At 70.1% G+C, this 22,462-nt stretch carries 15 protein-coding genes and 3 rRNA genes; all 18 read left to right on the top strand.

The genetic code is table 11. The features are described from left to right. The first annotated feature begins 21 nt into the window (after positions 1-21). The 18 genes from AFE02nite_RS04680 to AFE02nite_RS04595 all read left to right on the top strand — a co-directional run bounded on the left by AFE02nite_RS04680 (position 22) and on the right by AFE02nite_RS04595 (position 22,453). Positions 22-1,053, top strand: coding sequence for an iron-siderophore ABC transporter substrate-binding protein (locus AFE02nite_RS04680; protein ID WP_034246545.1), 1,032 nt, complete (start codon positions 22-24; stop codon positions 1,051-1,053). A gap of 42 nt (positions 1,054-1,095) precedes the next feature. Continuing rightward, positions 1,096-2,145: an N-acetyl-gamma-glutamyl-phosphate reductase gene (gene argC, locus AFE02nite_RS04675; RefSeq protein ID WP_034246544.1), complete on the top strand. Its 1,050-nt coding sequence runs from the start codon at positions 1,096-1,098 to the stop codon at positions 2,143-2,145. Beyond that, positions 2,142-3,305, top strand: coding sequence for a bifunctional glutamate N-acetyltransferase/amino-acid acetyltransferase ArgJ (gene argJ, locus AFE02nite_RS04670; RefSeq protein ID WP_034246542.1), 1,164 nt, complete (start codon positions 2,142-2,144; stop codon positions 3,303-3,305). The genes argC and argJ overlap by 4 nt, the downstream gene beginning before the upstream one ends. Then, positions 3,302-4,351, top strand: a complete 1,050-nt coding sequence (argB, locus tag AFE02nite_RS04665; RefSeq protein WP_261765456.1) for an acetylglutamate kinase — start codon at positions 3,302-3,304, stop codon at positions 4,349-4,351. The genes argJ and argB overlap by 4 nt, the downstream gene beginning before the upstream one ends. Beyond that, on the top strand, positions 4,348-5,601 hold the full coding sequence (locus tag AFE02nite_RS04660) for an acetylornithine transaminase (protein WP_034246539.1): 1,254 nt from the start codon (positions 4,348-4,350) through the stop codon (positions 5,599-5,601). Before argB ends, AFE02nite_RS04660 begins: the two co-directional genes overlap by 4 nt. Beyond that, positions 5,598-6,539 (top strand): ornithine carbamoyltransferase, encoded by a 942-nt coding sequence (gene argF / locus AFE02nite_RS04655; RefSeq protein WP_034246552.1) that lies wholly within the window; start codon positions 5,598-5,600, stop codon positions 6,537-6,539. The genes AFE02nite_RS04660 and argF overlap by 4 nt, the downstream gene beginning before the upstream one ends. Continuing rightward, complete coding sequence (locus AFE02nite_RS04650; RefSeq protein ID WP_146819137.1) at positions 6,536-7,093, top strand: arginine repressor; 558 nt, start codon at positions 6,536-6,538, stop codon at positions 7,091-7,093. Before argF ends, AFE02nite_RS04650 begins: the two co-directional genes overlap by 4 nt. After that, the gene (gene argG, locus AFE02nite_RS04645) at positions 7,090-8,520 is read left to right on the top strand and encodes an argininosuccinate synthase (RefSeq protein ID WP_034246527.1); all 1,431 of its coding nucleotides are present in this window, start codon (positions 7,090-7,092) and stop codon (positions 8,518-8,520) included. The genes AFE02nite_RS04650 and argG overlap by 4 nt, the downstream gene beginning before the upstream one ends. Position 8,521: 1 nt before the next feature. Then, positions 8,522-9,949, top strand: coding sequence for an argininosuccinate lyase (gene argH, locus AFE02nite_RS04640; protein ID WP_034246523.1), 1,428 nt, complete (start codon positions 8,522-8,524; stop codon positions 9,947-9,949). A gap of 38 nt (positions 9,950-9,987) precedes the next feature. Then, positions 9,988-10,971: a hypothetical protein gene (locus AFE02nite_RS04635; protein WP_146819136.1), complete on the top strand. Its 984-nt coding sequence runs from the start codon at positions 9,988-9,990 to the stop codon at positions 10,969-10,971. 46 nt (positions 10,972-11,017) lie between these two features. Continuing rightward, positions 11,018-11,590, top strand: a complete 573-nt coding sequence (locus AFE02nite_RS04630; protein ID WP_034246517.1) for a uridine kinase family protein — start codon at positions 11,018-11,020, stop codon at positions 11,588-11,590. A 58-nt stretch (positions 11,591-11,648) separates the two neighbouring features. Next, positions 11,649-12,302: a DNA-3-methyladenine glycosylase gene (locus tag AFE02nite_RS04625; RefSeq protein ID WP_146819135.1), complete on the top strand. Its 654-nt coding sequence runs from the start codon at positions 11,649-11,651 to the stop codon at positions 12,300-12,302. A gap of 87 nt (positions 12,303-12,389) precedes the next feature. Beyond that, complete coding sequence (gene tyrS, locus AFE02nite_RS04620; protein WP_034244632.1) at positions 12,390-13,664, top strand: tyrosine--tRNA ligase; 1,275 nt, start codon at positions 12,390-12,392, stop codon at positions 13,662-13,664. 754 nt (positions 13,665-14,418) lie between these two features. Continuing rightward, positions 14,419-15,941: ribosomal RNA gene (locus AFE02nite_RS04615) — 16S ribosomal RNA — on the top strand. Positions 15,942-16,305: 364 nt separating this feature from the next. Beyond that, positions 16,306-19,412 (top strand): 23S ribosomal RNA (locus AFE02nite_RS04610). A 79-nt stretch (positions 19,413-19,491) separates the two neighbouring features. Continuing rightward, positions 19,492-19,608, top strand: a 5S ribosomal RNA gene (gene rrf, locus AFE02nite_RS04605). Together the 16S, 23S and 5S rRNA genes form the textbook arrangement of a ribosomal RNA operon. Before the next feature lie 1,070 nt (positions 19,609-20,678). Beyond that, positions 20,679-21,425 carry a hypothetical protein gene (locus AFE02nite_RS04600; RefSeq protein ID WP_261765455.1) on the top strand — a complete coding sequence of 249 codons (747 nt, stop codon included), beginning with the start codon at positions 20,679-20,681 and terminating at the stop codon, positions 21,423-21,425. Then, positions 21,422-22,453 carry an HAD-IIA family hydrolase gene (locus tag AFE02nite_RS04595; protein ID WP_034244630.1) on the top strand — a complete coding sequence of 344 codons (1,032 nt, stop codon included), beginning with the start codon at positions 21,422-21,424 and terminating at the stop codon, positions 22,451-22,453. The genes AFE02nite_RS04600 and AFE02nite_RS04595 overlap by 4 nt, the downstream gene beginning before the upstream one ends. Positions 22,454-22,462 lie beyond the last annotated feature (9 nt).

Here is a 22,462-nt window from a genome sequence, read left to right as displayed (position 1 = left end):
ACCGGCCTCCGAAGGGTTCCCATGCGCTACCACCGCGCGGCCGCTGTCGCCGCCTCCCTGTCAGTCCTCGCCCTCGCGGGTTGCTCGGCCGCCGCCTCGGACGCCCCGTCCGAGGCGCCCGCCGGCACGGCCGCCGACGGCGGCGCGGGCCATGACGCGTTCCCCGTCACCATCGAGCACGCGTTCGGCGAGACCACCATCACCTCCGAGCCGCAGCGCGTCGTCACGTGGGGCTGGGCGAGCGCGGACGCGGCCCTCGCCCTGGGTGTCGTCCCTGTGGCGATCCCGTTCCAGGGCTACGGCGGCGACGAGGACGGTGTCCTGCCCTGGATCGCCGAGGAGCTCGAGGCGCTGGGGGCCGACACGCCGACGGTGCTGCCCGACTCCGCGGAGGCCCCGATCGACGCGATCGCCGCCGCGGAGCCCGACCTCATCCTGGCGCAGTACTCCGGCCTGACGGCCGACGAGTACGAGCTCCTGAGCGCCATCGCGCCCGTCGTCGCCTACCCGGACCAGCCGTGGGCGACGCCGTGGCGGGACGTCGTGACGATCACCGGCGAGGCGCTCGGCCGCGCGGACCGGGCGGCCGAGGTGCTCGACGAGATCGACGCCGCGGTCGCGGAGGCAGCCGCCGCGCACCCCGAGCTCGAGGGCGTCTCCGTCGCGCAGGTGTGGGACACCGGTGACACGTTCTACGTCTATACGCCGGCGGACCCGCGCGTGGAGTTCACGCAGGACCTCGGCCTGGTGACGGCGCCGAGCGTCACGGACCTCGACACGGGGGAGTCGACGTTCTACTACACGCTCAGCCACGAGCGTCTCGACGAGCTCACCAGTGACGTCCTCGTGGCGTACGCGGACACCGAGGCAGGGCTGGACGCCTTCCTCGCCTCGCCGGCCGCGAGCACGATGCCCCAGGTCCAGCGTGGAGCGGTCGCCGGCGTCGTCGGGCAGGCCTTCATCGCCTCGGTCTCGCCGCCGACGGCGCTGTCGCTGACCTGGGGCCTGGAGGACTACGTCCAGCTGCTCGCGGAGACCGTCGCCGGGCTCTGAGCCCGGAAATCCCCCGACATCTATGCACTCTGCTGTATAGTCATGCACGTGACGATACGGGTGGCGGTAGCGGGGGCCAGCGGCTACGCGGGTGGCGAGGTGCTCCGCCTCCTCGCCGGTCACCCCGACGTCGAGATCGGCGCGCTGACGGCGCACAGCAACGCCGGCGACCTGCTGGGCCGGCACCAGCCGCACCTGCGCTCGCTGGCCGACCGCGGCCTCGTCGAGACCTCGCCGGCCGCACTGGCAGGGCACGACGTCGTCGTGCTCGCCCTCCCGCACGGCGCCTCGGGCGCCATCGCGGCCGAGCTCGGCGGCGACACGCTCGTGCTGGACTGCGGTGCCGACCACCGCTTGGCCGACGCCGGCGACTGGGAGGCCTTCTACGGCTCCGCGCACGCCGGGACCTGGCCCTACGGCATGCCTGAGCTCATCGTGGGGGAGGGCCGCCAGCGCGACGCCCTGCGTGGCGCTCGGCGGGTCGCGGTTCCCGGCTGCAACGTCACCGCCGTCACGCTCGGGATCCAGCCCGGCGTGGCCGCGGGCGTCGTGGACGCCGCCGACGTCGTCGCGGTGCTCGCCGTCGGGTACTCCGGCGCGGGCAAGGCCCTCAAGCCGCACCTGCTGGCGAGCGAGGCCCTCGGCTCGGCCGCTCCGTACGCCGTCGGGGGCACGCACCGGCACATCCCGGAGATCGAGCAGAACCTCCGCGCCGCGGGCGCCCCGTCCGTCCGGGTCTCCTTCACGCCGGTCCTCGTCCCGATGTCGCGGGGCATCCTCGCGACGACGACGGCGCCGCTCGCCCCGGGCGCGGACGCGTCGGCCGTGCGTGCCGCCTGGGAGCAGGCGTACGCGGACGAGCCGTTCGTCGAGCTGCTGCCCGAGGGCCAGTGGCCGACGACCGCCGCGACCGTGGGCGCGAACACGGCGCTCGTGCAGGTCGCCGTGGACGCCCGTGCGGGCCGCGTCGTGACGGTCTGCGCGCTCGACAACCTCGTCAAGGGAACAGCGGGAGCCGCCGTGCAGTCGATGAACCTTGCCCTCGGCCTGCCGGAGACGGCCGGCCTGACGACCTCGGCGGTAGCGCCGTGAGCGTCACCGCGCCCGCGGGCTTCCGGGCCGCCGGCGTCGTCGCCGGTCTGAAGCCCTCCGGCAGCCCGGACGTGGCGCTCGTCGTCAACGACGGGCCGCAGTGGGTCGGTGCCGCGGTCTTCACGACGAACCGGGTCGTGGGCTGGCCGGTGGTCTGGTCCCGGCTGGTCGTCAAGGACAACGTCGTGCACGCCGTCGTGCTCAACAGCGGGTCGGCGAACGTGTGCACCGGTCCCGGCGGCTACGAGGACGTGCACCGCACGGCCGACCACGTCGCGGGCTTCCTCGACGTGTCGCCCGGCGACGTCGTCGTGTGCTCCACCGGCATCATCGGTGACCGGGCGCCGCGCGAGCGGCTCATCCCCGGCGTCACGGCCGCGGCGGCCGCCCTGTCGCCGGACGGCGGCGACGACGCCGCGCGCGCGATCATGACGACCGACACGGTCCCGAAGACCGTGCACGTCGTGCGCGACGGCTGGTCGGTGGGCGGCATGGCCAAGGGGGCGGGCATGCTCGCGCCGGCCCTGGCCACGATGCTGTGCGTGCTGACCACCGACGCCGTCGTCGACCCGGCTGACGTGGACGTCGCGCTCCGCGCCGCGACGCGCGCCACGTTCGACCGCATCGACTCCGACGGCTGCATGTCGACGTCCGACACGGTGACGCTGCTCGCCTCGGGTGCCTCCGGCGTCGCCGTCGACCGCGCCACGCTCACCGAGGCGCTGACGCAGGCGTGCGCGGCGCTGGCCCGCGGCCTGATCGCGGACGCCGAGGGCGCCACGCACGACATCGCGGTGACCGTGGTCAACGCGGACAGCGAGGACGCCGCCGTCGCGGTCGCCCGGGCCGTGACGCGGTCCAACCTGGTCAAGGCGGCGGTGTTCGGGAACGACCCCAACTGGGGCCGGGTGCTCGCGCAGGTCGGCACGGTGCCCGAGGAGGTCGCCGCGTTCGACCCGGAGCTCATCGACGTCGCGATCAACGGCGTTCAGGTCTGCCGCGCCGGCGGCGCGCACGAGCCGCGGGAGCGGGTCGACATGGCCGCCCAGCGCGAGGTGCACATCGAGATCGACCTGCACGCCGGGGACGCCACGGCCACGGTGTGGACCAACGACCTCACCCACGGCTACGTCCACGAGAACAGCGCGTACACGACATGACCGAGCCCACCGCGCCCACCCAGCCCACGTCGGCGATGCCGCCCGTGGCGCCGGCCTTCGCCGAGGCGGTCGCCGGCGCCGTCGCCGACGCGCTCGCGGACGTCGACCCGGCCGACCTCCTGCCCGAGCAGAAGGCCCGCGTCCTCATCGAGGCGCTGCCCTGGCTCGAGCAGTTCCGGGGCGCGCTCTTCGTCGTCAAGTACGGCGGCAACGCCATGGTCGACGACGAGCTCAAGCGCGCGTTCGCCGAGGACATGGTGTTCCTCCGGCTCGTCGGCCTGCACCCCGTGGTGGTGCACGGGGGCGGCCCGCAGATCTCCACGATGCTCGGGCGGCTCGGCATCGAGAGCGAGTTCCGCGGCGGGCTGCGCGTCACGACGCCCGAGAGCATGGACGTGGTGCGCATGGTCCTGGTGGGGCAGGTCTCCCGCGAGCTCGTCGGGCTCATCAACGCGCACGGCCCGTTCGCCGTCGGCATGTCCGGTGAGGACGGCGGTCTGCTGCGTGCGCGGCGCCGCACGGCGACGGTCGACGGCCGGCAGGTCGACGTCGGGCACGTGGGCGACGTCGTCGAGGTCGACCCCCGCGCGGTGAAGGACCTGCTGGACGCGGGCCGGATCCCGGTGGTCTCCACGGTGGCCCCCGACATCGACGACGCCACGCAGGTGCTCAACGTCAACGCCGACACGGCGGCGGCGGCGCTCGCGGTCGCGCTCGGCGCCCGCAAGCTGATCATCCTCACCGACGTCGAGGGCCTCTACACCCGCTGGCCGGACCGCTCGTCGCTCGCGCGGCGGATCCGCGTCTCCGCCCTCGCGGAGCTGCTCCCCACGCTGGAGAGCGGCATGGTCCCCAAGATGGAGGCCTGCCTGCGCGCCGTCCGCGGTGGCGTGCCGCAGGCGCACGTCGTCGACGGGCGCCAGGCGCACTCGGTGCTCACGGAGGTCTTCACGTCCAAGGGTGTCGGGACGATGGTGCTCCCGGACGACCTGCGCACGGGTGCGGTGCCGGTGGTGCGGCCCGCCGTCGACGGGGGTGCCCGATGACGACGGTGCAGCCCTTCGCCGCCGGTGAGCTCGCCGGCACGAGCGCCGAGTGGACGGCGCGCTACCAGCACGCGGTGATGAACACCTTCGGCACGCCGAAGGCGGTCCTCGTCCGCGGCGAGGGTCCCTACGTCTGGGACGCGGACGGCACGCGGTACCTCGACCTGCTCGGGGGCATCGCCGTCAACGTCCTCGGGCACGCCCACCCGACCCTCACGGCGGCCATCAGCGCGCAGCTCGGCACGCTCGGTCAGGTGTCGAACTTCTTCGCCTCGCCGCCGCAGGTCGCGCTGGCGGAGCGGCTCATCGCCCTCGCGGGCGGTGGCCCGGCGTCGCGCGTGTTCTTCGCGAACTCCGGCACCGAGGCCAACGAGGCCGCCTTCAAGATGGCGCGGCGCACCGGGCGGACCAGGATGCTCGCCCTCGAGGGCGCGTTCCACGGTCGCACGATGGGCGCCCTGGCTCTCACCGCCAAGGCCGCGTACCGCGAGCCGTTCGAGCCGCTCCCCGGCGACGTGCAGTTCCTCCCGTTCGGGGACACCGCGGCGCTCGAGGCTGCCCTCACCGACGACGTCGCCGCGCTCGTCGTCGAGGTGGTCCAGGGCGAGGCGGGCGTCCGCCCGCTGCCCCCCGGCTACCTCGCGCACGCCCGTCGGCTCGCCGACGAGGTCGGCGCCCTGCTGGTGGTCGACGAGGTGCAGACGGGCATCGGACGCACGGGTCGCTGGTTCGCGTTCCACGACCCGGAGCTGGGGGGAGGGGTGCTGCCCGACGTCGTGACCCTCGCGAAGGGCCTCGGCGGCGGCATCCCCGTGGGCGCCGTGCTGGCCCTGACCGAACGCGCCGCCGGCCTCCTCGGCCCGGGCCAGCACGGCACGACGTTCGGCGGGAACCCGGTCGCCACGGCGGCCGCGCTCGCGACGCTCGGTGTGATCGAGCGGGACGGGTTGCTGGCGAACGTGCGCCAGGTGAGCGGCCGTCTGGTCGAGGCGCTCGTCGCCGTGCCGCTCGTCCGCGAGGTGCGTGCCGCAGGACTCCTCGTCGCCATCGAGCTGGGCGGGCCGGTGGCGGCGGAGGTCGCCGAGCGCGCGCTGGCGGCGGGTTTCATCGTCAACCCCGTGACCCCGACGGCGCTGCGGCTCGCCCCGCCGCTCGTCGTGACCTGGGAGCAGGTCGCGACGTTCGTCGACTTCCTCGCCGGCCTGCCCGCCGACGTCGCTTCCCCCACCCCGAGCCGAGAGGCCCGCTGATGCGCCACTTCCTTCGTGACGACGACCTCACGCCCGACGAGCAGCGGGAGGTGCTCGAGCTCGCCCTGCGGCTCAAGGCGGACCGGTTCGCCGCGCGCCCGCTCGAGGGGCCGCGTGCCGTCGCCGTGCTGCTCGACAAGCCGACGCTGCGCACCCAGCTGTCGTTCGCCGTCGGGATCGCCGAGCTGGGCGGCTACCCGATGCTGGTGGACGGCAAGCTCGCGCAGATCGGCGTGCGCGAGTCGATCTCGGACACCGCCAAGGTGATCGGCCGCCAGGTGGCCGCCGTCGTGTGGCGCACCTACGACCAGTCGCGGATCGACGAGATGGCCGCCCACGCGGGTGTGCCCGTCGTCAACGCGCTGACCGACCAGTTCCACCCCTGCCAGGTGCTGGCCGACCTGCTCACGATCGCCGAGCACGTGGGCGGCGCGGACGGCGTGGGCGGACTACCGGGCCGCACGCTCGCCTACCTGGGCGACGGATCGAACAACATGGCGCACTCCTACCTGCTCGGTGGCGCCACCGCCGGCCTGCACGTCCGGATCGCCACACCGGCGCAGCGGATGCCGTTGCCGCACGTCGTGGCGCGGGCCGAGGAGATCGCGGCCGTGACCGGCGGCTCGGTGCTCGTCACGGAGTCGGTCAACGAAGCGGTCGCGGGCGCGGACGCCGTCGCGACCGATACCTGGGTCTCGATGGGCGACGAGACGTCGACCGACAAGGCCGAGGCGCTGTTCTCGGCCTTCCGGCTCGACGCCGCGGTGCTCGCGCAGGCCGCGCCCGACGCCGTCGTCCTGCACTGCCTGCCGGCCTACCGTGGCATGGAGGTCACGGCCGACGTCCTGGACGGCCCGCAGTCGGTGGTCTTCGACGAGGCCGAGAACCGGTTGCACGCCCAGAAGGCGCTGCTGACCTGGCTCCTGGAGCGCTCGTGACGACTGCCGACGGCGTCACACCCCCAGGGGCGGTCCCTCCGACGAAGGCCGCGCGGCACGCCGCCATCACGCGGGCCCTCGTCCGTGAGCCGATCCGCTCCCAGGGCGAGCTGGCCGCTGCGCTCGCCGAGGAGGGCCTCCACGTGACCCAGGCCACGCTCTCGCGCGACCTGGTGGAGCTGCGCGCGGTGCGGATCCGCCTGCCCGACCGGACGCTGGCCTACGCCGTGCCGGGGGAGGGCGGCAACCGGACGCCGCAGATCGAGGACGCCGAGCAGCTGGCGGCGCGTCTGGCGCGCCTGTGCGCGGAGCTCCTCGTCACGGCGGAGGCCTCCGGGAACCTCGTCGTGCTGCGCACGCCGCCGGGTGCGGCGCAGTTCCTCGCCTCGGCCATCGACCACTCGGTCATGCCGGGCGTCCTCGGCACCATCGCCGGTGACGACACCGTCCTGGTGATCAGCAGTGAGACCGACGGCGGACAGGCCGTGGCCCAGCGGTTCCTCGATCTCGCGGGTGGCCGCGAGTACGCACGAGACACGAAGGATGAGACGTGAGCAAGGTTCTGACTGAGCTGCCGGTCGGCGAGCGCGTGGGGATCGCCTTCTCGGGCGGGCTGGACACCTCCGTGGCGGTCGCCTGGATGCGCCACCGCGGCGCGATCCCCTGCACCTACACCGCCGACCTCGGCCAGTACGACGAGCCGGAGATCGACCAGGTGCCCGGCCGTGCCCTGCTCTACGGCGCCGAGCTCTCGCGCGCGGTGGACTGCAAGTCCGCCCTCGTCGAGGAGGGCCTCGCGGCCATCGCGTGCGGCGCGTTCCACATCCGCAGCGCCGGCCGCTCGTACTTCAACACCACGCCGCTCGGCCGCGCGGTCACCGGCACCCTGCTCGTGCGCGCGATGCAGGCCGACGACGTGGAGATCTGGGGCGACGGCTCGACCTTCAAGGGCAACGACATCGAGCGGTTCTACCGCTACGGCCTGCTGGCCAACCCGTCCCTGCGCATCTACAAGCCGTGGCTGGACAAGGACTTCGTCGCCGAGCTCGGCGGCCGTGCCGAGATGAGCCAGTTCCTCACCGAGCACGACCTGCCCTACCGCGACAGCGCGGAGAAGGCGTACTCGACCGACGCGAACATCTGGGGTGCGACCCACGAGGCCAAGACCCTCGAGCACCTCGACGTCTCGCTCGAGACGGTCGAGCCGATCATGGGCGTGCGGTTCTGGGACCCGGCCGTGGCCATCGAGACCGAGGACGTGACGATCGCCTTCGAGCGCGGCCGGCCGGTGGCGATCAACGGGGTCCGCTACGCCGACCCGGTCGCGCTCGTGCACGAGGCCAACGCCATCGGCGGCCGGCACGGGCTGGGCATGTCCGACCAGATCGAGAACCGCATCATCGAGGCCAAGTCGCGCGGCATCTACGAGGCGCCGGGCATGGCCCTGCTCTTCATCGCCTACGAACGGCTCGTCAACGCGATCCACAACGAGGACACCGTCGCGAACTACCACAACGAGGGCCGCCGCCTCGGCCGGCTGCTCTACGAGGGCCGGTGGCTCGACCCGCAGTCGCTCATGGTGCGCGAGTCGATCCAGCGCTGGATCGCCTCGGTCGTGACGGGCGAGGTGACGCTGCGCCTGCGCCGCGGCGAGGACTACACGATCCTGCGCACGGACGGGCCGGGGTTCTCCTACCACCCCGACAAGCTCTCGATGGAGCGCACGGAGTCCGCGGCGTTCGGCCCCACGGACCGGATCGGCCAGCTCACGATGCGCAACCTGGACATCGCCGACTCGCGGGCCAAGCTCGAGCTCTACGCGCAGCAGCCCGTCGACCAGGGCCAGGTGCTCGTTGAGCACGGCACCCTCTTCGGCGCGCTGCCCGCGGGTGGTGCGGAGGTCATCTCCGAGAACCCGCAGGTCGCGGGGGACGAGGAGATCGCGCTCGAGAGCGCCGCGATGGAAGTCGGGACGGACTGAGATGGGGGACACCGCCGCCACACCGTCCGGGGCCCTCTGGGGTGGGAGGTTCGCTGCCGGGCCCGCAGAGGCCCTGGTCGCCCTGTCGCGCAGCACGCACTTCGACTGGCGGCTGGCGGACGTCGACCTGCGCGGGTCCATGGCGCACGCGCGTGTGCTGCATCGGGCCGGCCTGCTCGACGACGAGACCCTCGCCGCCATGCTCGCCGCACTCGAGCAGCTGCGGACCGACGTCGCCTCCGGGGCGTTCGGACCCACGCCCGACGACGAGGACGTGCACACCGCGCTCGAGCGCGGCCTGATCGAGCGCGCGGGGGCCGACGTGGGCGGCCGACTCCGCGCGGGCCGCTCGCGCAACGACCAGATCGCCACGCTCGTGCGGATGTACCTGCGCGAGCAGGCGCGAGCGCTCGCAGGGGGAGTGCTCGACGTCGTCGACGCGCTGGTGGCGCAGGCATCGGCGCACCCCGGTGCGCCGATGCCGGGCCGCACCCACATGCAGCACGCGCAGCCGGTCCTGCTGGCCCACCACCTGCTCGCTCACGCGTGGCCGCTGCTGCGCGACGTCGAGCGGTGGGCGGACTGGGACCGCCGGGCCGCCTCGTCACCGTACGGCTCGGGTGCGCTCGCCGGCTCGTCGCTCGGGCTGGACCCTGCCGCGGTGGCGGCCGACCTCGGCTTCGACGGCCCGGTGGAGAACTCGATCGACGGCACGTCGGCGCGCGACGTCGTCGCGGAGTTCGCGTTCGTCTCCGCGATGGTCGGGGTGGACCTGTCCCGCATCGCCGAGGACGTCATCGTCTGGGCGACCAAGGAGTTCGGGTTCGTCCGGCTCGACGACGCCTTCTCGACCGGGTCGAGCATCATGCCGCAGAAGAAGAACCCCGACGTCGCCGAGCTGGCCCGCGGCAAGGCGGGGCGCATGATCGGCGACCTCGCCGGTCTGCTCACCACGCTCAAGGGACTCCCGCTCGCGTACGCGCGCGATCTCCAGGAGGACAAGGAGCCGGTGTTCGACCAGGTCGACACCCTGGAGGTCCTCCTGCCGGCGATGGCGGGGATGGTGGCGACGCTCACGTTCGACACCGCGAGGATGGCTGAGCTCGCGCCGCAGGGGTTCTCGCTCGCGACCGACGTCGCGGAGTGGCTCGTGCGTGCGGGCGTGCCGTTCCGCACGGCCCACGAGGTCGCCGGCGCGTGCGTGCGGGTGTGCGAGGAGCGCGGCATCGAGCTGTGGGACCTCTCCGACGCCGACCTGGCGGCGATCTCGCCGCACCTGACGGCCGACGTGCGCTCCGTGCTCACCGTCGAGGGCTCGCTCGCCTCGCGCGACGCCGTCGGGGGCACGGCTCCCGTGCGGGTCGCCGAGCAGCTCGAGGCATGCCGCGCACGCGCGGCTCAGCTCCGGGAGTGGGCCGCCGCGCACTGACGTGCAACCGTCCGGCCACCTCGCGCGTCGTGGTGGTCGTGAGGCGAGTGCGAGCCCGGACGGGCGCAGTGCGGACGGCCGTCGTCGCGATCCTGGTCGGGGCGACGGCGGCGTGTGGCGCGGGGGGCGACGGCGACCCGTCGCCCGAGCCGACGGGCGCTCTCGACGCCTACCTCGACGAGATCTTCGCGAGCACGGACGCGGAGACCTGGGTGGCGCAGCACGACGCGGTCGAGGAGTACCTGGCGGCGTGCATGGCCGAAGAGGGCTTCGAGTACCGCCCGACCGAGGCGCCCCCGATGTACACGCGGCCCGACCCACTGACACCGGAGTACGCCGCGGAGTTCGGGTACGGCGACAGCACCGAGGCATACGGCCCCGACGTGCCGCCCATGCGCTTCTCGACGGACCTCGGGGATCCGGCCGCGGAGTTCAACCAGTCATACGCGTACGGGCTCGCGCCGGAGGGGTTCGAGCAGTACATGACGGCCATGCACGGTCGGGAGCCGCTGCCCGGGGAGGACTTCCGGGACATCCCACCGGAGGAGGCGGGCTGCCGGTCCCGGGCCTACGAGGAGGTCTCGCCGGAGTCCCGGCTGCCCGCGCAGTTCCGGCCCCTGGAGGACGCGATCCGCGAGGAGATCTGGTGGGTCGACGAGGACCCGCGAGTGGTCGCGACCCACCCGGCGTGGGCCGACTGCATGGCGGATGCCGGCTACCCGGGGCTGGTCGACGTCATGGATGCGGCGGCGCTCGCCAACGACCGCGCCAACGCCTCCTCCTTGACGCTCGCCGTCCCGTACGCAGAGCTGAAGTCGATGTTCCCGGAGGAGCTCGCCGAGGTGCAGGCGTACGAGGTCGCCGTGGCGACCGCGGACGCCGCCTGCCGCGAGGAGGCGGGGTGGTACGACGTCCGGGCCGACGTCCTCCTCGAGGCCCAGGCATCGATCCTCGAGCGCTACCGCCCGGAGCTCGACGCCTGGCTCGAGTGGGTGCGCGAGCAGCGCCGCCCCGTCGGCTGACCGGACGCCTCGCGCGTCTTGCGGGGCGGACGGGCACACTGGCGCCATGCACCCCGCCCAGCCCGCCGACGTCGGCGCGCTGGCAGCCCGTGCGCGAGAGGCGGTTCCTCGGCTCGGTCCGGTCCGGCTGGTGTGCGTCGACGGCGCCGCCGGCTCGGGGAAGTCGACGCTCGCGGCCGCGCTCGCCGCGTGCCTCGGCCACGGGTGCGCCGTCGCGCACCTCGACGACCTGTACGAGGGCTGGTCCGGGCTGGCCGGGGTGTGGGATCGCGTCGAGGCGCAGCTGCTCGCCCCCCTCGCGCAGGGTGCCCCGGCGCGCTACCAACGCTACGACTGGCTCGCTGGTGCCTTCGCCGAGTGGGTGGACGTGCCGGTCCCGGGCGTGCTCGTGCTCGAGGGCTGCGGGAGCGCGCCCCGGGCCGTCGACGACCGGGCGGTGCTCCGGATCTTCGTGGAGGCGCCCGACGACGTCCGCCTCGCCCGCGGGCTCGCCCGGGACGGTGAGTCCCAGCGTGGGCACTGGCTGGCCTGGATGCGCGAGGAGGCGGCGGAGTTCGCGCGGGAGGGCACCCGCGCCCGGGCGGACGTCGTCGTCGACGGCACGGCGCCGTTCGGCTGAGGCTCCGGCCCTCCGCCTTCTGCTGCGTGGACCGACGCCGTCGTGCGAGGGTGTCGGCGTGGGTGCGCGGGCGAGCAGCGATCGTGGGTGGCTGGCGGCGCCGGTGCTCGACGTCGCTCCCCGTCTGCTCGGGGCGCTCGTCACGACGTCGCTGCCCGACGGCGTGGTCACGGTGCGCCTTACCGAGGTCGAGGCCTACGACGGCGAGGCCGATCCCGGCTCGCACGCCTACCGGGGCCGGTCCGCGCGCAACGCTGTGATGTTCGGGCCGGCCGGCCACCTGTACGTGTACCGGCACCTCGGACTGCACGTGTGCGCGAACGTCGTCACGGGCGTCGAGGGGCGCGCCTCGGCCGTGCTGCTGCGCGCCGGCGAGGTCGTGGAGGGTGCTGGGCTGGCGCGCGAGCGGAGGCTGCGGCGAGGGGTGGTGCGGGCCGACGTCGACCTCGCCCGCGGGCCCGCCCGCCTCGCCGACGCGCTCGGCATCACGCTCGAGCTCTACGGGACGGACGTCGTCGGCGGCAACGGACCCGTGCGTCTGGCACCGCCGCTGCGGCCGGCCTCGGGTTGGGCGACGGGGCCGCGCGTCGGCGTCTCGGGCGTCGGGGGCGACGGCGCCCGCCACCCGTGGCGCTTCTGGCTGGCGGACGAGCCCACCGTCTCGGCGTACCGGGCGGCTGCCCCGCGCCGTCGCCGTCCGCCGGGCGAATGACCTGCGCCTCGCCCGCGGCGACGGGGCAGACTGTGCCCTGCGCCGTCGGGAGCCGCTCGACGGGCGGGAGAGAACGGGAGACGTCGGGTGACCCACATCCTGGACGAGCTGGCGTGGCGCGGGCTGCTGGCCCAGACCACCGACGAGCAGGCCCTGCGCGAGGCCCTGTCCGCCGGGCCCGTCACCGTCTATTGCGGGTTCGACCCGACCGCGCCGAGCCTGCACCACGGACACCTGGTTCAGCTGGTGCTGCTGCGGCACCTGCAGCGCGCCGGCCACCGGGTCATCGCGCTCGTCGGCGGGGCCACGGGCCTCATCGGTGATCCCCGCATGTCGGGGGAGCGGGTGCTCAACAGTCGCGAGACGGTCGTCGAGTGGACAGAGCGGCTGCGGGCGCAGATCTCACGCTTCCTCGACTTCGACGGCGGCAACCCCGCGGTCATGGTCAACAACCTGGACTGGACAGCCGAGCTGTCGGCGATCGACTTCCTGCGCGACGTCGGCAAGCACTACCGGCTGGGCACGATGCTGGCCAAGGACACCGTCGCCCGGCGACTGGCGTCCGAGGAGGGCATCAGCTTCACCGAGTTCAGCTACCAGATCCTCCAGGGTCTGGACTTCCTCGAGCTGTTCCGCCGGCACGGCTGCACGCTGCAGACGGGCGGCAACGACCAGTGGGGCAACCTGCTCTCGGGGGTCGAGCTCATCCGCAAGGCCGAGCACGGGACGGCGCACGCGCTCACGACACCGCTCATCACCAAGGCGGACGGCACCAAGTTCGGCAAGACGGAGGGTGGCGCGGTCTGGCTCGCGCCGGACCTCATGACGCCCTACGCCTTCTACCAGTTCTGGGTGAACACCGACGACGCGGACGTCATGGGGTACCTGCGCACCTTCACCTTCCGCACGGGCGAGGAGCTGGCCGAGCTGGAGACCGCGGTGCAGGAGCGTCCGGCTGCCCGGGAGGCTCAGCGGGCACTGGCTGCAGACGTCACCACGTTGGTGCACGGCGCCGACGCGACGGCGAAGGTCATCGCGGCGAGCCAGGCGTTGTTCGGCCGGGGTGACCTCGCGGAGCTCGACGAGGCGACGTTGGGCGCCGCCGTGGACGAGCTCCCGCGCGCTGAGGTGACGGACGTGACGGGGGAGGGACCGCTCATCGTCGACCTGCTGACGGAGGCCGGCCTCGTGGCCGGGCGCGGGGCGGGGCGCCGCGCGATCGCCGAGGGCGGCGTGTCGGTGAACAACGAACGCGTGTCCGACGCCGAGGCGGTGCTGACCGCGGACCAGCTCCTGCACGGTCGGTGGGCCGTGCTCCGCAGGGGGAAGCGCACGCTGGCCGTCGCCGAGCGGCGGCTGTGACCCGCCCGCGCTGAGCTGAAGCCCCAGACGAACGCCCGATGCCGAACGGCACCGGGCGTTCGTCGCGTTCTGAGCTGAGGCCACGTGAGGCGGCGAGAGCGCCCCGCAGGACGGCTCGCGCCACTAGCACATCGCGCCGCCGACGGGCGCCGCCGACCGCGCCCCGAAGGCGCCCGACAGGGCGCTGACCTGCAGAAACAACCGTCCGGGGGGCATACGTGACGGTCGTCACCCCCCGCTGGTTTGACCTCTGCCGTCAGCCTGGTAATGTTCTGCATCGCCCGCCAGGGAGGAACGGACCAAGAGCGCAAGACGCTCCAGGGCCGGTCCCACGGGCCACACCCCCCGGATCACATCCACGACGCATCTGCGTCTGACGGTGCGCGCCGGTACGGGCCAGAGGACAACAACAAAGGCAGACAAGCCGGACGCTCATGCCGAGCGGACAGCGAAGAAGCCGAAGTTGACAACGATGGTCCGGACAGATAAAGTAGAACGGTTGCCTCCTGGAGGTTCGAAAGAACCGCAAAGGATGCGCGTCCGCTCCTTGAGAACTCAACAGCGTGCCAAAAGTCGATGCCAATCGTCATCGCCGAATGTTAGGTAAACCCAATCGGGTGAGCCTAGCCCCCGCGGCGATGACTTGGTCAGACAAAAATGCACATCAGCATTTTGTCGAAGCCAGATTAACTGGTCCTTCGGGACCGCTTCGTATGTCGGTCAACCGCACCTCGGTGCGGATTGCCAGAAGACATTCACGGAGAGTTTGATCCTGGCTCAGGACGAACGCTGGCGGCGTGCTTAACACATGCAAGTCGAACGGTGATGGAGGAGCTTGCTCCTCCTGATCAGTGGCGAACGGGTGAGTAACACGTGAGCAACCTGCCCCTGACTCTGGGATAACCCCGAGAAATCGGAGCTAATACCGGATATGAGACGCACGGGCATCTGTAGCGTCTGGAAAGATTTATCGGTCAGGGATGGGCTCGCGGCCTATCAGCTAGTTGGTGAGGTAACGGCTCACCAAGGCGACGACGGGTAGCCGGCCTGAGAGGGCGACCGGCCACACTGGGACTGAGACACGGCCCAGACTCCTACGGGAGGCAGCAGTGGGGAATATTGCACAATGGGCGCAAGCCTGATGCAGCGACGCCGCGTGGGGGATGAAGGCCTTCGGGTTGTAAACCCCTTTCAGCAGGGAAGAAGCGAAAGTGACGGTACCTGCAGAAGAAGCGCCGGCTAACTACGTGCCAGCAGCCGCGGTAATACGTAGGGCGCAAGCGTTGTCCGGAATTATTGGGCGTAAAGAGCTCGTAGGCGGTTTGTCGCGTCTGCTGTGAAAACCCGAGGCTCAACCTCGGGCTTGCAGTGGGTACGGGCAGACTAGAGTGCGGTAGGGGAGACTGGAATTCCTGGTGTAGCGGTGGAATGCGCAGATATCAGGAGGAACACCGATGGCGAAGGCAGGTCTCTGGGCCGCAACTGACGCTGAGGAGCGAAAGCATGGGGAGCGAACAGGATTAGATACCCTGGTAGTCCATGCCGTAAACGTTGGGCACTAGGTGTGGGGCTCATTCCACGAGTTCCGTGCCGCAGCTAACGCATTAAGTGCCCCGCCTGGGGAGTACGGCCGCAAGGCTAAAACTCAAAGGAATTGACGGGGGCCCGCACAAGCGGCGGAGCATGCGGATTAATTCGATGCAACGCGAAGAACCTTACCAAGGCTTGACATATACCGAAAACTCGTGGAGACACGGGGTCCGCAAGGGCGGTATACAGGTGGTGCATGGTTGTCGTCAGCTCGTGTCGTGAGATGTTGGGTTAAGTCCCGCAACGAGCGCAACCCTCGTCCTATGTTGCCAGCGGGTAATGCCGGGGACTCATAGGAGACTGCCGGGGTCAACTCGGAGGAAGGTGGGGATGAGGTCAAATCATCATGCCCCTTATGTCTTGGGCTTCACGCATGCTACAATGGCCGGTACAAAGGGCTGCGATACCGTAAGGTGGAGCGAATCTCAAAAAGCCGGTCTCAGTTCGGATTGGGGTCTGCAACTCGACCCCATGAAGTCGGAGTCGCTAGTAATCGCAGATCAGCAACGCTGCGGTGAATACGTTCCCGGGCCTTGTACACACCGCCCGTCAAGTCACGAAAGTCGGTAACACCCGAAGCCGGTGGCCCAACCCTTGTGGAGGGAGCCGTCGAAGGTGGGACTGGCGATTGGGACTAAGTCGTAACAAGGTAGCCGTACCGGAAGGTGCGGCTGGATCACCTCCTTTCTAAGGAGCATCTTGGCGCCGTTCGCGGCGTCCAGGGCCCACTACCCGGGCGAACGATCCGGGGTGGGAGCTCAAGGGTGGAACATCGACCAGTGGCGCGTCGCTCAGATGTCTCAGTACCTCCTCCGGGAGCGGAACCTGACGATCTGGACGGCGCGCCGGCACGCTGTTGGGTCCTGAGGGAACGGGCGCATGCCCTACCTCGGGCCGACCCCGCCGATTCGCTCGGCGAACGTCGGACGACGGACCATCTCCTCCGGTTGAACCACTCCGCACTCGCGGGGAAGGCGCCGGCCTGGTGATGGGCCCGCCCGTAGCTTGAGAACTGTACAGTGGACGCGAGCATCTTTAGCAATAGTCTTTGTGGCAAGTTAACAAGGGCATACGGTGGATGCCTTGGCACTAGGAGCCGAAGAAGGACGTAGTAGCCTGCGATAAGCCTCGGGGAGTTGGCAAACGAACCGTGATCCGAGGATTTCCGAATGGGGAAACCCGGCTGGAGTCATGTCCAGTCACCCGCGCCTGAATATATAGGGCGTGTGGAGGGAACGTGGGGAAGTGAAACATCTCAGTACCCACAGGAAGAGATATTCCGTGAGTAGTGGCGAGCGAAAGCGGAAAAGGCCAAACCGATGACGTGTGATAGCCGGCAGGCGTTGCGTTATCGGGGTTGAGGGACCGTTCAGGGAGTTCTGCCGAGCTCCCAGGGAGTCAGAAAGTCGCGTCATAGTCGAAGGGCATTGAAAGGCCCGGCACAGAGGGTGCTACCCCCGTAGACGAAATGGCGCGGCCTCCCGAGCGGGATCCCAAGTAGCACGGGGCCCGAGAAATCCCGTGTGAATCTGGAGAGACCACTCTCTAAGCCTAAATACTACCTAGTGACCGATAGCGGACAAGTACCGTGAGGGAAAGGTGAAAAGTACCCCGGGAGGGGAGTGAAATAGTACCTGAAACCGTGTGCCTACAATCCGTCGGAGCCTCCCTAGCAGGGGTGACGGCGTGCCTTTTGAAGAATGAGCCTGCGAGTTAGCGGTACGTGGCGAGGTTAACCCGAGTGGGGTAGCCGTAGCGAAAGCGAGTCCGAATAGGGCGACTGAGTCGCGTGCTCTAGACCCGAAGCGAAGTGATCTAGCCATGGGCAGGCTGAAGCGCGGGTAAGACCGCGTGGAGGGCCGAACCCACCTGGGTTGAAAACCGGGGGGATGACCTGTGGTTAGGGGTGAAAGGCCAATCAAACTTCGTGATAGCTGGTTCTCCCCGAAATGCATTTAGGTGCAGCGTCACGTGTTTCTTGCCGGAGGTAGAGCTACTGGATGGCCGATGGGCCCTACAAGGTTACTGACGTCAGCCAAACTCCGAATGCCGGTAAGTGAGAGCGTGGCAGTGAGACTGCGGGGGATAAGCTTCGTAGTCGAAAGGGAAACAGCCCAGACCACCAGCTAAGGCCCCTAAGCGTGTGCTAAGTGGGAAAGGATGTGGAGTTGCACAGACAACCAGGAGGTTGGCTTAGAAGCAGCCACCCTTGAAAGAGTGCGTAATAGCTCACTGGTCAAGTGATTCCGCGCCGACAATGTAACGGGGCTCAAGCACACCGCCGAAGCTGTGGCATTCACACAACAGCCAGGTCTTCGTGATCCAAGCGTGTGGATGGGTAGGGGAGCGTCGTGTGGCGAGTGAAGTCGCGGGGTGACCCAGCGGTGGACGCCACACGAGTGAGAATGCAGGCATGAGTAGCGAAAGACGGGTGAGAAACCCGTCCGCCGAATGACCAAGGGTTCCAGGGCCAGGCTAATCCGCCCTGGGTAAGTCGGGACCTAAGGCGAGGCCGACAGGCGTAGTCGATGGACAACGGGTTGATATTCCCGTACCGGCGAAGAACCGCCCATACCGACCCCGGTGATGCTCAGTGCCCAAAGCTTCGTCGTCTCCTTCGGGAGTCTTCGGAGTGGAGCGCACGAACCAAGCCGGCATTAGGTAAGCGCATTAACAGGGGTGACGCAGGAAGGTAGCCCAGCGTGGCGATGGTTGACCACGTGCAAGGCCGTAGGGCGAGGTGTAGGCAAATCCGCACCTCACATAGCCTGAGAGCCGACGACGTACCGCACAAGCGGGAGTGGGTGATCCTATGCTGCCTAGAAAAGCCTCGGCGCGAGGTTCTAGCCGCCCGTACCCCAAACCGACTCAGGTGGTCAGGTAGAGAATACCAAGGCGATCGAGAGAATCGTGGTTAAGGAACTCGGCAAAATGCCCCCGTAACTTCGGGAGAAGGGGGGCCTGAGGCGTGTACCCACTTGCTGGGGAAGCGCTTGAAGGCCGCAGAGACCAGGGAGAAGCGACTGTTTACTAAAAACACAGGTCCGTGCGAAGTCGCAAGACGATGTATACGGACTGACGCCTGCCCGGTGCTGGAAGGTTAAGAGGACGGGTCAGCTCTTCAGAGCGAAGCTCAGAATTTAAGCCCCAGTAAACGGCGGTGGTAACTATAACCATCCTAAGGTAGCGAAATTCCTTGTCGGGTAAGTTCCGACCTGCACGAATGGCGTAACGACTTCTCCGCTGTCTCAACCGCGAACTCGGCGAAATTGCACTACGAGTAAAGATGCTCGTTACGCGCAGCAGGACGGAAAGACCCCGGGACCTTTACTATAGCTTGGTATTGGTGTTCGGGACGGCTTGTGTAGGATAGGTGGGAGACTGTGAAGCCGGCACGCCAGTGTCGGTGGAGTCAACGTTGAAATACCACTCTGGTCGTTCTGGACATCTAACTTCGGTCCGTAATCCGGATCAGGGACAGTGCCTGGTGGGTAGTTTAACTGGGGCGGTTGCCTCCTAAAATGTAACGGAGGCGCTCAAAGGTTCCCTCAGCCTGGTTGGCAATCAGGTGGCGAGTGCAAGTGCACAAGGGAGCTTGACTGTGAGACTGACAGGTCGAGCAGGGACGAAAGTCGGAACTAGTGATCCGGCGGTGGCTTGTGGAAGCGCCGTCGCTCAACGGATAAAAGGTACCCCGGGGATAACAGGCTGATCTTGCCCAAGAGTCCATATCGACGGCATGGTTTGGCACCTCGATGTCGGCTCGTCGCATCCTGGGGCTGGAGTAGGTCCCAAGGGTTGGGCTGTTCGCCCATTAAAGCGGTACGCGAGCTGGGTTTAGAACGTCGTGAGACAGTTCGGTCCCTATCCGCTGCGCGCGCAGGAAACTTGAGAAGGGCTGTCCCTAGTACGAGAGGACCGGGACGGACGAACCTCTGGTGTGCCAGTTGTTCCGCCAGGAGCACGGCTGGTTGGCTACGTTCGGAAGGGATAACCGCTGAAAGCATCTAAGCGGGAAGCCTGCTTCAAGATGAGGTTTCCATGGGGTTTACCCCGAGAGGCCCCCAGCTAGAACACTGGGTTGATAGGCCGGACGTGGAAGTGTGGACTAAAGACACATGAAGCTGACCGGTACTAATAGGCCGATGACTTGACACATCATCAACTTTTGCTGTGCTTGCGTCCACTGTGCGGTTCCCGAGATGCGGTCGGGAACTGATTGACATCTCCATAGAGTTACGGCGGTCATAGCGAAGGGGAAACGCCCGGCTCCATTCCGAACCCGGAAGCTAAGCCCTTCAGCGCCGATGGTACTGCACTGGTGACGGTGTGGGAGAGTAGGTCGCCGCCGAACATTCTTTCAGAAAAGGGTCGCCCTCCGGGCGGCCCTTTTCTGCTTTCTGACGTGTGCGACGATTGTCCTGGGAGGTCCAGATGAGCGAGGGACGGAGCGGCCGACCGCCTGCGGGTGGGTCGCGGGGCGACGCGCGCGGTAGTGGTCATCAGCGTCGGGAGACCGGGGGCGGCCCACGCCGTGCCGGCGGTAGCGGCCGCGGTGACAAGGATCAGGACCGCGAGCGTCGCGGATCGCCGGAGCCCCCGGCTGGTCGCGTCGGCTCCACTTCTGGACGCAGCGGTTCGTCTTCTGGTCGCGCTGGTTCGTCCTCTGGTCGCACGGGGTCGTCTGCTGGCGGCACTGGCTCGCCGGCCGGGCGCTCGGGTACGGCTCGCGCATGGTCTGGTGCTGGGGCTTCTGGCTCGTCGGCGGGCCGGTCCGGGTCTGGGCGATCGGGTGCTGCTGGTGGGCGGGCTGGTTCGTCCAGGGGCAGGCCCGCTGAGTCTTCGGCCACTGGTGGCGGCTGGTCGTCGTCGCGTGCGCGCGCGGGGGGCGGGAGCGCGCAGGGTCGGGCGGGCTCGGCGCGTGGCGCCGGCTTCTCGGGTGAGCAGGGTTCGGGCAGACCGGGCCCGCGCAGCGGTGAGAGCGGTCGATCGGGCGCCCCGGCGTCGCGTCGCTTCGACGGCCAGGCGTCGGGCAAGCCCGCTGGGGCCGCACGGGGTGCGGACCGGCGGACCGCGGGCGAGGGTGGGGACCGGACGAGCCGTCGGCCGTGGGCCGACCAGTCTGGTGCCGGCGCTCCGGCCAGTCGGGGCGGGGACCGTCGCGGGCGGTCGGCCGCTGAGCGTCCGGAGCGCTCGGCAGCGTCTGGAGCCGGCCGTGGAGGCTCCCGGTCGGCTCCCGCCAGTGGAGGCGCCGGTTGGGAGAGGGGCTCGTCACGTGGGCCGGCAGCAGCACCCGGGAGGACCGGGGCGGGCCGGACGGTACGAGGCCGGCGTCCGGCATCGGGGGGTTCGGCCCCTCAGCGCGGCGGTGAGCGTGGGTCGTGGCGCGGGTCAGGTCGTGGGCAGGGCGACGAGCGCGCGGAGGTGGGTGCGCGCATCGAGCGTGCCGGCCGGCACGACGCTCCGCTGCTCCCGGACGATGTCGTGCCGGCGGACCTCGACAGGGGCGCACGGGCGCGGCTACGGACCCTGTCGAAGGAGAATGCGGACGCCGTTGCACGCCACCTGGTGATGGCCGGCCGGCTCGTGGACACGGACCCCGAGGCGGCCTATGCGCACGCGGCGGAGGCCGCGCGTCGGGCCGGGCGGGTGGACGTCGTGCGTGAGGCGGCGGGAATCACGGCCTACCGCACAGGACGGTACGCGGAGGCCCTCCGCGAGCTGCGCACCGCGCGCCGCCTCGGCGGTGGGGACGAGCACGTCCCGCTCATGGCCGACTGCGAGCGTGGGCTCGGCAGGCCCGAGCGCGCGCTCGCACTCGCTGCGGAGCACGCGCACAGCCTGCCGGCCGAGGTCGCCGTCGAGCTGGCGATCGTCGTCAGCGGCGCACGTCTGGACCTCGGTGAGCCCGAGGCGGCGCTGGCGGCGCTGAGCACGACGGCGGTCGGTGGGGTGCAGGGCGAGCTGGCAGATCGTGTCTCCGAGGCGCGCGTGGCTGCCCTCGTCGCGTGCGGTCGGGACGAGGAAGCAGCGGGCGTCCTGGCCTCGTTGCCGGTCGACGAGGAAGTCGTCGTCTTCGACCTCGCCGACGACGAGGACGACGAGTCGGCGGACGGTGAGCAGGACGGCGACGAGGCGACCCCGACGGCCGACACGGAGGACCAGGAGTGACACTCGAGGCCAGTGCGGCCCCGCTCGCTGACGTCTACGACGTCGCGCTCGTCGACCTGGACGGCGTCGCCTACCGCGGGCCCGTGGCGATCCCGCACGCCCCGGAGAGCCTCACGGCGGCCCGCGCCGCAGGGATGGGCGTGGTGTTCATCACGAACAACGCGTCGCGCGAGCCCGGGACCGTCGCAGAGCACCTCGTGTCCCTGGGCATCGAGGCGAGTCCGGACGAGGTGCTGACCTCCGCTCAGGCCGCTGCGGCACTGCTCGCGACCGAGGTGGACCGGGACGCTCCTGTGCTGGTCGTGGGAGGGCCGGGCCTGGTCACCGCGGTGCGAGAGGCCGGCTTCCGCCGCGTCAGCTCCGCTGACGAGCACCCCGTGGCCGTCGTGCAGGGCTTCGCGCCGGAGGTGAGCTGGCGGGATCTCGCGGAGGCGGCCTATGCGATCCAGCGCGGTGCTCGGCACGTCGTCAGCAACCTGGACCTGACCCTGCCCAACGAACGCGGCCTGGCCCCCGGCAACGGCTCGCTCGTGGGCGCGGTGGTGAACGCCACGGGCGTGACCCCGCTCAGCGCCGGCAAACCGGAGCCCGCCATGTACCAGCTGGCCGTGCTGCGTCGGGGCGCAGTGCGTCCGCTCGTCGTCGGCGACCGGCTCGACACGGACCTGGGCGGTGCCCGCGCGGCCGGCTATCCCGGCCTGCACGTGCTCACGGGCGTGTCCGATGCGCGGGACGCGGTGCTCGCAGCACCGCGCGAGCGGCCCACGTTCATCGCCGCGGACCTGCGTGGGCTTCTCGAGGCGCACCCGGCCCCGGCACCGGACGCCGACGGGTGGTGGCGATGTGGTGCGCGCGCGGCGCGGGTCCAGGGCGGTGAGCTCCGGCTCGACGGGCAGGGGCACGTGGACATCGACCTCGTCCGCGCCGCCTGCGGTGCGGCCTGGGCGGCGGCCGACGGAGGGCACGCGCTGTCGCCGGACGCCGTGCCGGAGCTGACGCCCGAGGCTGCCCCTGTGCACGGTCGCTGATCGGTGACG

It is taken from the genome of Actinotalea fermentans (assembly GCF_007991475.1).
GTDB classification, from domain to species: Bacteria; Actinomycetota; Actinomycetes; order Actinomycetales; family Cellulomonadaceae; genus Actinotalea; species Actinotalea fermentans.
The sequence above is the reverse complement of the archived record's forward strand: the minus strand, read 5'-3'. Positions and strand labels throughout refer to the sequence as shown.